The following is a 16,128-nucleotide window of genomic DNA, read 5'->3' on the forward strand; positions in this document are numbered from 1 at the left end:
CCCGCCGCTTCTCGTCGACACGCAGGGCGGGGAAGCGGGCGGGTCAGCGCACGTCGACGAACTTGTTCAGCACCCAGTTCTTCAGGGCGATGATGATCAGGCCCACGACGATGGCGGCGACGCCGACGGTGATGAAGAAGCTGCGCTCGGCGTCCGCGCTGGTCGGGTCGTAGAACCCGCCGAGGGTGCCGGACAGCGCGGTGCCCATCGACAGCGACATCAGCCACACCGCCATCATGCGGGACTGGAACGCGTCCGGGGCGACCTTGGTGGCCAGGGAGTTGCCCACCGGCGACAGCATGAGCTCACCCATCGTGAACAGGAAGAGGATCCACACGATCACCAACAGCGGCGTGGAGTTCTCCGCCCCGCCGGCGAAGGGCAGGAAGAAGAACAGGGAGACGCCGATGATGATGCTCGCAATGCCGAACTTCACCGGCGAGGACGGCTGGCGCTTGCCCAGCTTGGTCCACAGTGCGGCGAACACCCCGGAGAAGATGATGATGAACACCGGGTTGAAGGAGGTCACCTGTCCCGGAGTCAGCGTCAGGCCGAAGAAGTCCAGGTTGGTGCGCTGGTCCGCGTACACGGCCAGCACGGTGAACTGCGACTGGAAGATGGCGAAGAACACCACGGAGACCAGCAGCATCGGCAGGTAGCCGATGATGCGGGACTTCTCGGTCGCGCTGGTCAGCGGGGAGGAATGCATCTGCCACAGCAGGGTCACCGCCGCGATCAGCGCGATGACCGCGATGATGTTCGACAACCACTCCAGGCGCACCACGCCGGTGGCGATCAAGGCGACGATGACGGCGGCGGCGACCAAGGCGCCGACGGCCCACCGCAGGTACTGCGAACGCGGCAGCGGGTTGGGCGCCTCGCCGCCGGCGGCCGCGATCGTGGTCTTCCGGCCCGCGGTGTACTGGATCAGGCCGATGGCCATGCCCACGGCCGCGGCGCCGAAGCCCCAATGGAAGTTCTGCCAGCCCCAAAGCCAGCCGGAGATGATCGGGCCGAGCAGCCCGCCGATGTTGATAGCCATGTAGAAGATGGAGAAACCGGCGTCGCGGCGCGGATCCTGCTTCGAGTACAGCTGGCCGAGCACCACCTGCGAGGCGGTTTTCACGCCGCCGGAGCCGACGGCGATGGCGACCAGGCCGATGGCCAGGCCCGGGTAGCCGGGGATCAGGGCCAGGGCGATGTGCCCGAACATGACCAGGATCGCCGAGTAGAACAGCGTGCGCTCCGAACCCAGGATGCGGTCGGAGACAAACGACGCGATCAGCGCGGTCATGTACACGAAGCCGCCGTAGGCGCCGACGATGGACAGGGCCGCGCCCTGATCCATGCCCAGGCCGCCGTCGGTGACCGAGTAGTACAGGTAGAAAGCCAGCAGCGACTGCATGCCGTAGAAGCTGAAACGCTCCCACAGCTCGATGCCGAAGAGGTTGGCTAGGCCCCAGGGTTGGCCCAAGAAGGTGCGCTCTGTGGGTGGGAGCGCCGTGGTGGAGGGAGTTGTCATGAGGGTAATTGTGCCCCTGTCTCTGGAGTGATTCGAAATGATGCTGCCCAGCTGAGCGGTTGCGGGCAAAGTGCACGGGGTTGAATGCCGACGGGCGGGCTCACTCCGAGACCCTGGTCAGCAGTGGTGAATGGGCCGGGACTACACCCGTGCGGGGGAAGATTGAAAAATTCACTAGACAGGTGTCTAGTCGACGGGCAGGATGTGTTTCACCACACAGGAATCCGAAAGGAATGGCATGAATCTCACCTCGACCCCCGCCCTTCAGGGCAAGATCGCCGTCGTCACCGGAGCTGGCTCCGGCATGGGCCTGGCCACCGTCCGGGCCTTCCTCCGCGAGGGCGCCACCGTCTACGCCCTGGATATCTCGCAGGACAACCTCGACCGGGAACTCGGGTCGGAGGACGACGTCACCCTCATCGCCCTGGACATCGCCGACTCCGCGGCCGTCAACGACGCCTTCACCCGCGTGCGCGATGATCACGGCCGACTGGACGCGCTGGTTAACGCCGCGGGCGTGAGTACCCCCAACCGCCGCGCCACCGAATGGGTCGACGACATCAATCATCGGATGACCGACGCGATGAAAAAGGGCGAAGAGTTCGCGCCGGAGTTTCTCACCGACATCCCCGACGAAGACTTCGATCGGGTGATGAAGATCAACCTCTACGGCGCCTTCTACGCCATCCGCGCGGCCACGCCCCTGCTCAAGGCCGCCGGCGGGGGAGCGGTGACTAACTTCGCTTCGGTCGCGGGTTTTCTTGCCCTGCCCATGCCCTCCTACTACCCGGCCTCGAAGGCCGCCGTCGTCGGCATGACCCGCGCCTTGGCCGGCGAACTGGCCCCCTTCCACATCCGCGTCAACGCGCTGGCCCCGGCCGGCATCAACACCGGGATGCTCACCCAGTCCGGCGACGACCACGTGCAGGCGCTGCTGGCCCTGCAGCCGCTCAAGCGCCTCGCCGAGCCGGAAGAGGTAGCCGAAACCCTCGTCTTCCTGTCCTCCGCCGCTGGCGCCCACTACACCGGCCAGGTCCTCTCGCCCTCCGGCGGCGCCCACCTCGCCTGACCGCCCCACAACACCGCAACGACGAAAGAAGGAAACAACACCATGCCGTTCAACCCCACCGCCCTGCAGCGCCTCGAAGACGAAATTAACCGTGACATCGACAACGGCGACTACGACGGCGTCAACGTCATCGTCGCCCAAGGCGGCGACATCGCCCTCCAAGGCACCTATGGCTTCGCCGAACGTGCCACCGAACGTTCTTCCCGCCCCGACGACGTCTACCGCATCCTCTCGCTGACCAAGGGTTTCACCAACGCCCTGGCCTACCGTGCCCTCGGCGAAGGCAAACTCGCCCTGTCCACCCGAGTCATCGACGTGATCCCCGAGTTCCTAGGCACCGACCCGTTCCACATGCTGCGCAAGGACCAGGTCAACCTGGGCCACCTGCTGACGCACCGCTCCGGCATGCCCGCCACCCCGAACCCCGGCCTGGGCCCCGACAAGTTTGGCGTGCTGGCCGACGTCATCCAGGCGCTCGGCTCCGTCGACGTCATCCATGACCCCGGCTCCCAGGTTAACTACTCGCCGTCTATCAACCACGCCCTGATCGGGGAGATGGTCCGTCGTGTCTACGGCTACGAGCACTTCCGCGACCTGGCCCGGGAAATGATCTTCGAGCCCCTCGGAATGAAAGACACCGCCTTCGGCCTGCCCGCCGAGCGCCAAGATCGGGCCGTGCCGATCAAGGTCTATGTCCCCGAGGGTGGCTTCCTGGCGCCCGAGGACATCGAATGCCTCAACGACTACATCACCGAAGACGCGGAAATGCCGTGGGTAGGCGCCACCTCCACGGCCGAGGATGTGTTCAAGTTCGCGGAGATGCTGCGCCGGAAGGGCGAGGTCGACGGCGAACAGCTGATCGCCCCGGCCGTCCTCGAACAGGCCACCTCCCTGCAGACTGGGGACATGATGAACGACCTGTACAGCATGGTCAACAACGAGCGCGGCTGGGAGGCGCCGAAGGGCAACATCGGCCTCGGCTTCATCCTCTCCGACGCCGGCACTGCCCCCAACTTCTTCGGCCCCTTCACCTCCGCCGGTTCGTTCGGCAACAACGGCGCCGGATCCACCCTCTTTTGGGTTGACCCGGTCCGCGACGTCACCTTCGTGTTCCTCTCCGCCGGCGTGATGGACGAAGGGCTCAACGTCGCCCGCTTCCAGAAACTCTCCACCATGGTCTCCGCCGCGGTCGTCTAGGCCCGGCACCTCCCCCTCCGCTGCTCCCGAAAGGCCCTTCACCATGACGTCCGTGCAAACCCCGCCCGTCGGCAAGTGCCCCGTCGCCCATACCTTCGACGCGATGGCCGACGACTACTACATTGACCCCGCCGCGTACCTCGCCGATTTCCGCCAAGACGCCCCAACGTTTTTCTACCCGCGCATGAACGCCTGGATCGTCACCCGCCACGAGGATGCCGTCACCGTGCTCTCCGACTGGAAGAGTTTTTCCTCCACCGCGAACTCTGATCGCATGGACGTCCCCGAAAAACACCAGGGGGTGATTTCCTCGGAGCTGATGTCGCGCGTGCTGCTCGGGTCCGACCCGGACGGGCACACCGTCGCCCGCGGCGTGGCCCAGCTCGGCTTCCTCCAAGAGGACATGCAGGCCCTCCAGCCGGAGATCGAGGCCCGTGCCCACCGCATCATCGACTCCTTCGAAAACAACGGCCGCGGCAATCTGCTCGAGGACTACGGCATCGAGTTGACCACCCAGACCCTGCTCGCGCACATGGGGTTGGGCTACGAGTACGCCGATTTCATCAAGCAGCTGCGCGACGACTTCTTCCACGTGCTCTCTTCGGCCCACGAACCGGTCTCCGAACCTGAGCACTCCACCGTGTGGGACCGGTACGTCGAATCCAACCTGCAGCTACGGGATCTCATCGAGTCCCGCCGCGATTCGGACGCCCGCGACCTGATCTCCATCATGGCCTCGCAGAAGAACGAACACGGCGAGTACATCTTGGGGGCCGACCAGATCGCGATCCATCTGACGGAGTTCGCCGCGGCCGGCACCGACACCACCGCCCAGGCCATGGCGAATGCGGTGTTGTTCCTGCAGGCCAACCCGGAGGCGAAGGACGACGCCCTGCTCGAGCCCGAGTTGTGGCCGCGCGTGTTCGAAGAAACCATCCGTCGCCGTAACTCTTCGACCTTCACCTCACGCCTGGCCACCGTGGACGCCGTGATCGGCGGCGCGGAGATCACGGCGGGAGACCGCATCCTCGTTGCTTTGACCTCCGCCAACACCGATCCGGATTACGTGGAGCGCCCCTTCGAGTTCGACATCCACCGCCCGGATCCGGAAGATCACCTGGCTTTTTCCACCGGGCGGCACAAGTGCCTGGGTAACCCGCTGGCGCGTGTCCAAGGACCGACCGGCCTGCAGGTGCTCTACGAACGACTCCCGTCGATCACCGTCGATGACCCTGAAGCCATTGACTTCGTGCGCTTCGCACTCATGCCGGCCCGCCGCTCCCTCAACGTGCGCTGGGACCTCCACGACGTGGAGCGTTCGAAGCAGCGGACCGTGCGCACCCTGAATCTGGTGGTGGCCGAGCGTCGTCACGAGTCCGACGGCGTCATCTCCCTTACCTTGGCGCACCCCGACGGCGGCGAGCTGCCGAAATGGAAACCGGGCGCCCACCTTGACCTGCACATCCCCACCGAGGACGGCGCCGAGCTGATCCGCCAGTACTCCCTGTCGGGGAATCCGGACGACCGTTCCACCTACCGAGTGGGCGTGCTGCGGGAGGTCGACGGCCGCGGCGGCTCCATCGCCGCGCACGAGCTCCGCGAAGGCGACGCGATCACCGTGTCTTGGCCGCGCAACAACTTCCGTTTCGCCGACTCCCCGGCTTACCTCTTCCTCGCCGGCGGCATCGGCGTCACCCCGATCCTGCCGATGATCCGGGAGGCCGAGCGACAGGGAAGCCAGTGGCGACTCGTTTACGGTGGGCGCACCCGTTCGTCGATGGCTTTCATTGACGAGTTGGCGGCCTACGGCGACAAGGTGCAGCTGGTTCCGCAGGACGAGCTTGGCCACCTGAACTTGTCCGGCATCCTCGGCGAGACGGCGGATGAGACCCTCATCTACTGCTGCGGACCCGAGGGCCTGCTCCAGGCGGTGGAGGCAGGCTCGGCGCACTGGCCGAAGAACAGTCTGCGGCTGGAACGCTTCGCGCCGAAGCCGATCATCCGCGACTACGACGACGAACCCTTCGAGGTCGAGTTCACCGAGGCGGGCAGGACCGTCACCGTCGGCGCCGAGGAATCCGTGCTCGACGCCGCCGCCCGTATCGGCCTGCCGGTGATCTCCTCCTGCAAGGAAGGCACCTGCGGCACCTGCGAGACCCCGGTGGTCTCCGGCGAGGTCGACCACCGCGATTCGGTCCTCACCGCCAACGAACAGGACGCCAACGCCACCATGATGATCTGCGTCTCCCGCGCCTCCCGCGGCTGCGCCAAGCTGACCCTTCAGCGCTAAGTGTCCCACCCTGATCAGTCCGGCCCTACAACCACGTAAAAGGACCCCGCCATGACCAGCGCCCCGGCCGCCCCGGCCACTGGAAAGTGCCCCTTCAACCACGGCTTCGACGCCATGGGCGACGACTATTTCGCCGACCCGGCCGCCCATTTCGGCTCCGTCCGTGACGAGACGCCTACCTTCTTCTACCCGCACCTCAACGCGTGGATCATCACCCGCCGCGAGGACGCCCTGACCGTGCTCGGGGACTGGAAGAAGTTCTCCTCCGCCGCCAACTCCGCGATGATCGAGGTCCCGGAGGAGCACCAGCACATCATCTCCCCGGATCTGATCTCCCGGGTGCTCGTCGGCTCTGACCCGCAGGGCCACACCATCGCCCGCGGCGTGGCCCAGCTCGGCTTCCTCCAAGAGGACATGGACGCACTCGAGCCGGAGATCGAGGCCCGCGCCCACCGCATCATCGACTCCTTCGAGGCCAACGGCAAGGGCAACCTGCTCGAAGACTACTGCCTGGAGCTGACCACCCAGACGCTGCTGGCCCACATGGGCCTGGGCTACGAGTACGCCGACTTCATCAAGCAACTGCGCGACGACTTCTTCCAGGTCCTGGCCTCCGCGCAGGAACCCTTCGAGGAGCCGATGCGCTCCATCGTGTGGAAGCGATACACCGAATCAAACCTCACTCTGCGCGAGATCATCGAGTCCCGCCGCGAGTCGGATGCCCGCGACCTGATCTCCATCATGGCCTCGCAGAAGAACGAGGACGGCCAGTACGTCCTAGGAGCGGACCAGATCGCGATCCATCTGACGGAGTTCGCCGCCGCCGGCACCGACACCACCGCCCAGGCCATGGCCAACGCCTTGCTCTTCCTACAGGACAACCCCGAGGCGAAAGACGACGCTATCCTCGAGCCGGAGCTGTGGACCCGTGTCTTCGAGGAGACCGTCCGCCGTCGTCCATCGTCGACCTTCGCCTCGCGGATGTCGATGATCGACGTCGAACTCTCCGGCGCCAAGATCAAGAAGGGCGACATGGTCTGGATCGCCCTGGCTTCCACCAACACTGACCCGGACTATGTCGAGGAGCCCTTCGCCTTCGACATCCACCGTCCGGACCCAGAAGATCACCTGGCGTTTTCCACCGGCCGGCACAAATGCCTGGGCAACCCGCTGGCGCGTGTCCAGGGGGCCGCCGGCCTCAAGGTGCTCTTTGAGCGTCTGCCGTCCGTCACCGTCGATGATCCGGAGGCCCTCGACTTCGTCCGTTTCGCGCTGCTCCCGGCCCGGCGTTCCTTGTGGGTGACTTGGGATGTGGCCGACATCGAACGCTCCAAGCAGCAGGTCGTGCGCACCCTCAACCTCACGGTGGCGCAGCGGCGGGAAGAATCTGACGGCGTCATCTCGCTGACGCTGCGCCACCCGGACGGCGGGGAGTTGCCCGCCTGGAAACCCGGTGCGCACCTGGATCTGCATCTGCCGGGCGAGGACGGAGAGACGCTGCTGCGTCAGTACTCGCTATCGAGTGACAGCCACGACCGCTCGAGTTACCGGGTGGCGATCCTGCGGGAGGCCGACGGCCGCGGCGGTTCCATGACGGCCCACGACCGGGTTCGCGAGGGCGATACGCTCACCGTCTCGTGGCCACGCAATAACTTCCGCTTCGTGGAGTCCTCGAATTACCTGTTTCTCGCCGGGGGTATCGGCATCACTCCTATCTTGGCGATGATCCGGGAGGCGGAGAAGGCAGGCAAAAAGTGGCGGCTCGTCTACGGTGGGCGCACTCGGGCGTCGATGGCTTTCACCGAGGAGCTGGCGGCCTACGGGGACAGAGTGCAGTTGGTTCCACAGGATGAGTTCGGACACCTGGACTTGTCGTCCCTGTTAGGGGAGCCGGCCGAGGACACTTTGATCTACTGCTGCGGGCCGGAGGGGCTGCTCCAGGCGGTCGAGGCGGGTTCAGCGCATTGGCCGAAGAACAGCTTGCGGTTGGAGCGTTTCTCGCCGAAGCCGATCACCCGCGACTACGATGACGAACCCTTCGAGGTGGAGTTCACTGAATCCGGCACGACGGTGACCGTCGGCGCCGAGGCATCCATCCTGGACGCCGCCGCCAGGGCGGGGCTGTCCGTGATCTCTTCCTGCAAGGAAGGCACCTGTGGCACCTGCGAAACTCCGGTGGTCTCCGGCGACGTTGATCACCGCGATTCGATCCTGACCCCCGACGAGCAGGCCACCAACGACACCATGATGACCTGCGTTTCTCGCGCAGCACGTGGTTGCGGGAAGTTGCTGCTGAAACGATGAGGATGCCCCGGTCTCGTGCTCACCACGGGCATGAGACCAGGGGTTTCGTAGGGCGACGCCCCGATCCTCAGTACCTGACTACCTGAACAGACGCCCTCCCACGACCTCGTCCCGCAGCTTCTGCCCGATAAAGACCTTTCTCAGATTTGGAGTCCCATGCACCCCGGCCGATCCGCCCACCGCGGCGCCTTCCTCGCAGTTCCCCTCGCTGGACTGCTCGCCCTCACCGCCTGCACCAGTCCGACCGAGGCGACCGAGGCCGACCCCGCCTCCGCCGAGACCGAGAACGCCTGGCAGGCACAGCTTCTCGACGCGCCCCATAAGCCCGAGGACCTGATCGAGCTGGCTTCCGGCACGGTGTTCGTCAGCGGCATGTCGGCTGATCCCGGTAGCGCCGACGGCGGTTCCGGAAGCCTGTACACCATGGATCCGGTCACTGGAGAGCTGGCGATTGCTTGGCCCGCTCCCGAGGTGGAGGAAACCCAGAATATGGAGCGGTTCGGTGAATGCCCGGGCCCGCCGGACACGAGCATCGCCTCGCCCCATGGACTTGGCGCCGAGACCGCCGAGGACGGCACCGAGCACCTGTACGTGGTCAATCACGGTGGCCGCGAAAGCGTCGAGGTCTTCGAGGTCACCGCCGCCGGGAGCGTCCCTGACTTGACCTGGGTGGGATGTTCGATCCTGCCGGAGGGAAGCTTCGGCAACGGTGTGGTGGCCGACCCCCGCAGCGATGGTTTCTACGTGACCGACTTTCTGGACCTGGCGGACATGGAAGGGGAGTTTGAACGCGCCTTCGCCGACGAACCCACCGGCGCGGTCCTGCACTGGACGCCCGAGGGTGGCTGGAACCAGGTGCCCGACTCGCAGATGTCCACCCCAAACGGAATCGCGGTCTCCGAGGACGGTGCGTCGTTGTACGTCGCGTCCTGGGGTGGGCGAGAAATCGTTGAACTGGACGCCGTCACCGGCGAGCGCCTCAGCGCAGCGCCGATAGATCTCATGCCCGACAACCTGCGCTACACCGACGACGGACGAATTCTGGTCACCGGCCACGTGATCGACGACTTCGACACTTTCCTGGGCTACGAGTTCGGAGACCTCGAACCGGAGGAACGCTATGACGTCTACGCGCTCTCCCCGGACACGTTCACTCTGGAACCGATCGCCCAGGGAAACGTCCCAGGCTTCGGCAACCCCACGACGGCGCTGGACGTCGACGGCCGCATCTTCGTCGGTAGCGTGGCGGGGGATAAGATCCTCCAGCTCGACCCTTCAGAGCAGAGCTGACTGAATTGAGGGCGTAACCGCGGGGATCGGCCATATTCTTCCGGACCCGCCGCCCATCGGTCAGGCCGGGCGGTGGTCCGAAAACAGAGTCAGCCACTGCCTGGTCAGGGCTTCGAGAACGAAGTCTTCGTTGTCTCGGTGTCCACGAACGTAGAGGAAATAATAGTTACGGTCCAGGCTCATCAGCAGCGAGACGAAGTCTTGCAGCCGTTGCCTGTTTTCAGCCAGACCCGGTAACGAGTAGCTCATCCGGCGGATCATGCCCAACCACTCGGCGGCCACCTCCTCGTCCTCGGACATGGCCTGCTCCACGGCGGCGAACTCGACCCTGAACTCCAAGAAAATGTCACGCACTTGTTCCAACCAAGCGCGGATGGACTCCCCGTCGTGGGGAGCGGACTCAAAGAGTCGACGAAAAGGAACGATGATGTCCGGCTCTATCGCCTGCATCTTCGCCAGAACCAAGTCAGGCTTATTGCGGAAATGCAGGTAGAGGTTCGCTCGGCTGCCTCCAGCGGCTTTAGCGATCTGGTTCATGCTGCTGGCCCCGTAGCCCTGTTGCGAGAACAACTCGAAGGCGGCGTCGATGAATCGCTGACGGGTCTCCGCCGCTTGTTGCTCCCGCAGATTCATTCAGACGCTCCTTTCACGCTGGGTGACCCCAATCTAGCCAATGCGGCGGGGCGGCCGAGTCATACAGGGGGTCGAGAAGTCAGTGTTGTCGGCCGCACAGTGGCGTGCGTGCCTGGAGTCGAACATGGTCTATATCTGATCACTCCCGAGGTCCCGGTGGGAACGGCCCGCCGCATTCCCTGCCTCGCGGATGGGTGACGGGCACTGAGGGACGGAGAACCATTTCTCACCGCGAAAAGGCTGTCTGCCTGGGAATTACGCACACTAAGGCAGGTTAGGCTACCTTAATTTAATCAAGGCAAGGCTTGCCTATCTTAATTTACTTTCCGGCCGCACACCCCCGCGCGCCACCACCACCAGAAAACGGAGACACCCATGCGGAGATCCCGCACGCTCGCCACCCTCACGTCCCTGACCGCCGCCGCGCTGCTGGCCACTGGTTGCACCGCCCCGGCCGAATCGCAGGACTCGGCCCCCGCCGCGGGAGGGGAGGAGACGATCACCGTCACCGACCAGCGCGGCGTCGAGGTCACCCTCGACGGCCCGGCGGAGAGCATCGCCTCGGCGGTCATCCCGGCGCCGGCGATCCTCGCCGCCGTCGACGGCTCCTGGGACCGGATCTCGGGGATCAACCAGTCGCTGCTGGACGCCAACAAACAGGGCATCATCAGCCAGATCTTCCCCGACTCCGTGACCACCCTGGTGATCTCCGGGCCGGACTTCGTGCCCAACATGGAAGAGGTGCTGGCCGCCGACCCAGACGTCGTCATCCAGTGGGGCGACATGGGCGACGAGGTCATCTCCCCGCTGGAGCAGGCCGGCCTGCCCGTGATCGGCCTGGAGTACGGCACCCAGGAGGATCTGGAGACCTGGATCGACCTCTTCGGCGACGTCATCGGTAAACCCGAGCGCGCCGACGAGATCATCGCGTGGATGCACGACGAGGCCGAGGCCGTCTCCGCGCAGGTCGAGAGCCTCGACGCCGAGTCCCCGCGCGCGTTGTCGCTGTCGTACTCGCAGCAGTCGCTGTCCGTGGACACCGCCAGCGACTACGCCCAACACGTCTTCGACGTGACCGGCCTGACCAACGTCGCGAAGGACGCCCCGGTCACCGACGGGGTGGTCAACGCCGAGCAAATCATCGAGTGGGATCCGGAGATCATCTTCCTGTCCGCCTTTAGCCCGGCCACCCCGCAGGACGTCTACGACGATCCGCGCTTGTCGGAGATCAGCGCCGTGAAGGACAAGCGCGTCTACCGGGCCCCGCTGGGCGTGTACCGCTGGCAGGTGCCCAGCGCGGAGTCGCCGCTGTACTGGAACTGGGTCGCCGCCCTGGCCTACCCGGGGCAGTTCGAGGTGGACCTGCCCGCCGAGATGCGCGAGCAGACCTCCTTCCTCTACAACTACGAGCTCAGCGATGGCGACGTCGACTTGGAGCTGCGCAGCGACATCAACGACGTCAGCGCCGACTACGCGCTGGTCTCCGAGTAAGGCGGGAACATGAGCGTCACTCACCTCACCTCCCCGGCGCCGTCGACCACGGACCCGGCGCCCGTAGTACCGGCGTCGGCGTCGACGCTGGCTGACCGGGCCGAACGGGCCCGCGCCCGCCGCAACGTCCTGATCGTGACCGCCTTCGCGGTCGCCCTGGCCCTCACCGCGGTCGCGGCGCTGGGCGTCGGCCGCCTGGCGGTGCCCTTCGGCACGGCCGCCGCCGTCATCGTCGACCAGCTCGCCGGACTCGTCGGCCTGGACACCAGCTTGGCCGCTGAGGCCACCGCCGCCGAGGCCAGCGCCGTCTGGCTGATCCGTGCACCAAGGGTGGTGCTGGCCATCGTCGTCGGCGCCGCACTGGCCGTCTCCGGGGCGGTGCTGCAGAGCCTGTTCCGCAACCCGCTGGTCTCCCCGGACGTCATCGGTGTGTCCTCGGCCGCCTCCTTCGGCGGGGTGTTGACCATCCTGCTGGGCGTCGGCGGCGTGTGGCTGGTCTCCGGGGCGTTTGTCGCCGGCCTGGTCGCCGCGCTGCTGGTGCTCGCCCTGGGCCGGTTGCGCACCGGCTCGCCGATCCTGACGATCGTGCTCGGCGGCATCGTCATCTCCGCGCTGTTCAACGCGCTGGTCTCGCTGGTGACGTACCTGGCGGACCCGTACACCACCCTGCCGTCGATCACCTTCTGGCTGATGGGCTCCTTCGCCTCGACGACGTGGTCGCACGCGGCCACCGCCGTCCTGCCGATCCTGCCCTGCCTGCTCGTCGTCTTCGCGCTGCGCTGGCGGGTCAACCTGCTCTCCCTCGGCGACGACGAGGCCCGCTCCTTAGGCGTCCGCCCGGAGCGGCTGCGCATGCTGCTGATCGTGACCGTCTCGCTGCTGACCGCGGCCACCGTCGCCGTCGCCGGCGTGATCGGCTGGGTCGGCCTGGTCATCCCGCACCTGGTGCGCCTGGTGCTCGGCTCCGACAACCGCGTGCTGCTGCCGGCCTCCGCGCTGCTCGGCGGGCTGTACCTGCTGCTGATGGACACCCTCGCCCGCTCCGTGGTGGAGGTCGAAATCCCCGTGGGCATCCTCACCGCCATCATCGGCGCGCCGGTGTTCGTGTTCCTGCTGGTCGGCAAGGCGAAGGGAGGGATCTCCCGTGCTTGAGGCCACCAATGTCGGACACCGCTACCACGTCAAGGGCGACTGGCTCTTCCGCGGCCTGGACCTGACCGTCCACCCGGGGGAGGTCATCTCCGTGTTGGGCCCGAACGCCCGCGGCAAGACCACCCTGCTGACCTGCCTGGCCGGCCTCCGCACCCCGCGGGAGGGCCGCGTCGAGGTCACCGGCACGCTGGGTTTCGTCCCGCAGTCGCACGCCGCCGATCACCCTTTCACCGTCCTGGAGATGGTGCTCATGGGCCGGGCCTCCCGGGTGCGTGCCTGGTCGGTGCCCGACGAGGAAGACCAGGCCGCCGCCTGGGCGGCCCTGCACCGCGTGGGCATGGCGGACCGCGGCGCCCAGCGCTACACGGACCTCTCCGGTGGGCAACGCCAGCTGGTGCTCATGGCCCGCGCCCTGGTCTGCCGGCCGTCGGTGCTCATCCTCGACGAGCCGACCTCCGCGCTGGATCTGCGCAACCAGCGCCGCGTGCTGCTGGTGCTGCGCTCCCTGGCCGAGGAAGGCATGGGCGTCGTGTTCACCACCCACGACCCGACGCACGCGCTGCACCTCTCGCACCGCACCCTGCGGATGGAAGACGAGCTCACTTTAGGTCCCACCGCGCAGCTGCTCACCGCGGAAAGCCTGACCGGCATGTACCGGGTGCCGGTGCTGACCACCCCGGTGCACTTCGCCTCCGGCGTCCGCCCGGTCGTGGCCCCGGACCTGCTGTCCGAACCGGAAAGGACGCCATGACTATTCTGCGACTTTCGCAACGCCCCGGCGAGGAGCTGTCCGCCGACGGGCGGGTGCGCACGATCGACGTCTACGACCTCGACGCCGTCGAACTCACCGACTACTCCGGGCTGCTTGTCGACGCCTCCTGCGACCAGCGCTTCCTCGCCGCCCGCCGCGACCGGCTGAGCACCTGGGTGCACGCCGGGGGCCGGGCCGTGGCCAACGGCCACCCCATTGAACGCTGGCTCGACGGCATACCGGCCCACCGCACACTCGAGTTCCACACCCCGGCCGACCTGTGGCTTCATGAACTGGCCGAGCACCCGATCTGGGCCGGGGTGGATCGCCGTGACCTGATCTTCCGCACCGGTGTACCCGGCGCCCATTCCTTCCAGCGGCTCCAAGAGATCGGGGTCGCCGGGTTCTACGCCCACGCCTACCTGGTGGACCTTCCCGACGGCGCCACGGCGATCACCGGCATCGGGCAAGGCCGCCTGCCCGTCGACGTCGCCTGGCCCTTAGGCGACGGCGAGGTGGTGCTGCACATCGGCAACGACCTGACCGGCTTCGCCGTCCCAGGCGCCACCACCGAGCACCTGGCCGAGCGCACACTGACCTACCTGGAGAAACGATGAAGACGTCGACGACCCCGCCGCGGCGGATCGCGTTCGTGCACACCGGCAGCCACTTCCACTTGGCCACGCTGAAAGATCCGGCGGTGGTGGCCCTGGACGTCGCCGACGTCTATGCCCCGGAACTTCAGCCGGGCGGGCTGGACGACTACGACGCCGTCTACGTCGCCGCCCGACTGCACCCCGCGGTGCGCCGGCGCATCGCCCCGGTGCTGGTGGATTTTCTGTCCCGCGACGGCGCGCGGATGTACGTCGACGGGGAGAACGGGGTGGGTGACTGGTTGCCCGGCACCACCGAGGTTCGCCGCGGCACCAACTTCTGGGCCTGGCGCGTCGGCGAGGACGTCGGCAGGCGCTCGGTGAACACCGACCATCCGTTCTGGCGGCGGTTGAGCGGACGTGCCGTGCACTGGCACTACCACGGCGTGCTGGATCACCCGGCGGTCGCGACGCCGCTGGTGGCGCTGGCGGACCCGCAGTCAGAGCACTCGGCGGCCGATCCGTGGGGGCTGGAGTACCGGGCGATCCCGGGGCACCGCAACACCCTGATGTACTACGACGAGCAGACCTTCCCCGCCGAGTTGGTGGTCAGCACCATGGACGCCTCCTACCACCATGGATCCGGCTTCATGCCCGGGGCCAGCCAACTGCTCTACCGGATGTTTCGCTGGCTGGGGGAGTAGGCGCGGGCCCGGGGCGTCGATAAGTGGAGAGGCTACTTTTTGCCGTGCGGCACGATGACGGCGCGGCCGGAGAGCTTGCCGTCGACCAGCAGCTGGTAGGCCTCCAGCGCGTCGTCGAGCGAGTAGCGGGTGACCTGCGGGGAGATCTGGCCCGCGGCGTACATGTCGACGACCTCATGCAGCTCTTCGACGGTGCCCCAGTAGGTGCTGACCAGCTCCGCCTCGTACGGGGTGCCCAAAAACGCCCACTCGTACGGCGAGAGGTTGCCGATGCCCACGATCGTCACGCGCGACTGGCGGGCGGCCGTGTCCATGGCGGTCTTGACGGTGGCGCCCACGCCGACGAAGTCGAAGGCCGCGTCCACGCCCTTGCCGCCGGTGATCTCGAGGATGCGCTCGACCTGGCCCTCGCCGCCCGGCACGGTGATCGCGCCGAGCTTCTCCGCCTCGGCCATGGCGTCTTCCTTCATGTCCGTGGCAATGATCGTCGCACCCGTCAGGGCCTTGAGGATCTGCACGCCCACCAGGCCCAGACCGCCCAGGCCGATGACCAGCGCGAACTTGCCGCCGCCGTTCAAGTGCGGCAGCGCCAACTTGATCGCGTGGTACGGGGTCAGTCCGGCGTCGGCCAGCGGGGCCGCGTCGATCGGGTCGACCTCACCCAACGGGACCAGGTTGCGCGCCGGGGCGACGACGTATTCCGCCATGCCGCCGTCCAGTCCCAGGCCGACGCCCGCGTAGTCCATCTTCGCGGCGTTCTCGCAGTAGGTGTCCTGGCCGCGCGTGCACGCGCGGCACACCCCGCAGCCCACCGGCCCGTAGATCAGGTAGGCAGCGCCGTGCTCGATGCCCTTGACGCCCTCACCGAGTTCCTCGACCCAGCCGGAGGTCTCGTGCCCGAGGGTGAACTCCGGGTCCATCTGCGGGTTCAGGCCCTCCTCGAACTCGTCGAAGATGGCCACATCGGAGTGGCAGGCGCCGGCGCCGGCGACCTTGAGCAGCACCTCGCCGGGGCCCGGGGTCGGCTTGGGCACGTCCTTCAGGGACGGGAAAGTCTTGTACGCGGTGTGGACGACGGCTTTCATGGTGGTCATGCTGAGCTCCTCGAGTCGTGAACGATTGTCCAGACTCC

13 protein-coding genes are annotated in these 16,128 nt (G+C 66.7%); 10 read left to right on the plus strand and 3 right to left on the minus strand.

The window, feature by feature from the left end; all coding sequences use genetic code 11:
* Positions 1-43: 43 nt before the first annotated feature.
* Positions 44-1,522, minus strand: a complete 1,479-nt coding sequence (locus B841_RS00475) for a peptide MFS transporter (RefSeq protein ID WP_041631668.1) — start codon at positions 1,520-1,522, stop codon at positions 44-46.
* A gap of 238 nt (positions 1,523-1,760) precedes the next feature.
* Here B841_RS00475 and B841_RS00480 point away from each other — a divergent pair, with 238 nt between their 5' ends.
* The 5 genes from B841_RS00480 to B841_RS00500 all read left to right on the plus strand — a co-directional run bounded on the left by B841_RS00480 (position 1,761) and on the right by B841_RS00500 (position 9,672).
* Positions 1,761-2,591, plus strand: a complete 831-nt coding sequence (locus tag B841_RS00480; RefSeq protein ID WP_020933511.1) for an SDR family NAD(P)-dependent oxidoreductase — start codon at positions 1,761-1,763, stop codon at positions 2,589-2,591.
* A gap of 42 nt (positions 2,592-2,633) precedes the next feature.
* Complete coding sequence (locus tag B841_RS00485) at positions 2,634-3,788, plus strand: serine hydrolase domain-containing protein (RefSeq protein ID WP_020933512.1); 1,155 nt, start codon at positions 2,634-2,636, stop codon at positions 3,786-3,788.
* A gap of 43 nt (positions 3,789-3,831) precedes the next feature.
* Positions 3,832-6,078 carry a cytochrome P450 gene (locus tag B841_RS00490; protein ID WP_020933513.1) on the plus strand — a complete coding sequence of 749 codons (2,247 nt, stop codon included), beginning with the start codon at positions 3,832-3,834 and terminating at the stop codon, positions 6,076-6,078.
* 51 nt (positions 6,079-6,129) lie between these two features.
* Positions 6,130-8,382: a cytochrome P450 gene (locus tag B841_RS00495; protein WP_020933514.1), complete on the plus strand. Its 2,253-nt coding sequence runs from the start codon at positions 6,130-6,132 to the stop codon at positions 8,380-8,382.
* A gap of 156 nt (positions 8,383-8,538) precedes the next feature.
* Positions 8,539-9,672, plus strand: a complete 1,134-nt coding sequence (locus B841_RS00500) for an SMP-30/gluconolactonase/LRE family protein (RefSeq protein WP_020933515.1) — start codon at positions 8,539-8,541, stop codon at positions 9,670-9,672.
* Positions 9,673-9,732: 60 nt separating this feature from the next.
* Here the strand turns inward: B841_RS00500 and B841_RS00505 are convergent, their stop codons facing one another.
* Positions 9,733-10,305 carry a TetR/AcrR family transcriptional regulator gene (locus tag B841_RS00505; protein WP_020933516.1) on the minus strand — a complete coding sequence of 191 codons (573 nt, stop codon included), beginning with the start codon at positions 10,303-10,305 and terminating at the stop codon, positions 9,733-9,735.
* Between the two features lie 375 nt (positions 10,306-10,680).
* Here B841_RS00505 and B841_RS00510 point away from each other — a divergent pair, with 375 nt between their 5' ends.
* From B841_RS00510 to B841_RS00530, 5 genes are read left to right on the plus strand one after another with little or no spacing between them, the layout of a single operon-like run.
* The gene (locus B841_RS00510; RefSeq protein ID WP_020933517.1) at positions 10,681-11,796 is read left to right on the plus strand and encodes an ABC transporter substrate-binding protein; all 1,116 of its coding nucleotides are present in this window, start codon (positions 10,681-10,683) and stop codon (positions 11,794-11,796) included.
* Between the two features lie 9 nt (positions 11,797-11,805).
* The gene (locus tag B841_RS00515; protein ID WP_020933518.1) at positions 11,806-12,948 is read left to right on the plus strand and encodes a FecCD family ABC transporter permease; all 1,143 of its coding nucleotides are present in this window, start codon (positions 11,806-11,808) and stop codon (positions 12,946-12,948) included.
* Complete coding sequence (locus B841_RS00520) at positions 12,941-13,699, plus strand: ABC transporter ATP-binding protein (RefSeq protein WP_020933519.1); 759 nt, start codon at positions 12,941-12,943, stop codon at positions 13,697-13,699. Before B841_RS00515 ends, B841_RS00520 begins: the two co-directional genes overlap by 8 nt.
* The gene (locus B841_RS00525) at positions 13,696-14,316 is read left to right on the plus strand and encodes a hypothetical protein (protein WP_020933520.1); all 621 of its coding nucleotides are present in this window, start codon (positions 13,696-13,698) and stop codon (positions 14,314-14,316) included. The genes B841_RS00520 and B841_RS00525 overlap by 4 nt, the downstream gene beginning before the upstream one ends.
* Positions 14,313-14,996 (plus strand): hypothetical protein, encoded by a 684-nt coding sequence (locus tag B841_RS00530; protein WP_020933521.1) that lies wholly within the window; start codon positions 14,313-14,315, stop codon positions 14,994-14,996. Before B841_RS00525 ends, B841_RS00530 begins: the two co-directional genes overlap by 4 nt.
* A 32-nt stretch (positions 14,997-15,028) precedes the next feature.
* On the opposite strand, the gene B841_RS00535 is transcribed toward B841_RS00530, so the two are convergent.
* The gene (locus B841_RS00535; RefSeq protein WP_020933522.1) at positions 15,029-16,090 is read right to left on the minus strand and encodes an NAD(P)-dependent alcohol dehydrogenase; all 1,062 of its coding nucleotides are present in this window, start codon (positions 16,088-16,090) and stop codon (positions 15,029-15,031) included.
* Positions 16,091-16,128 lie beyond the last annotated feature (38 nt).

This window comes from Corynebacterium maris DSM 45190 (assembly GCF_000442645.1).
Lineage (GTDB): Bacteria > Actinomycetota > Actinomycetes > Mycobacteriales > Mycobacteriaceae > Corynebacterium > Corynebacterium maris.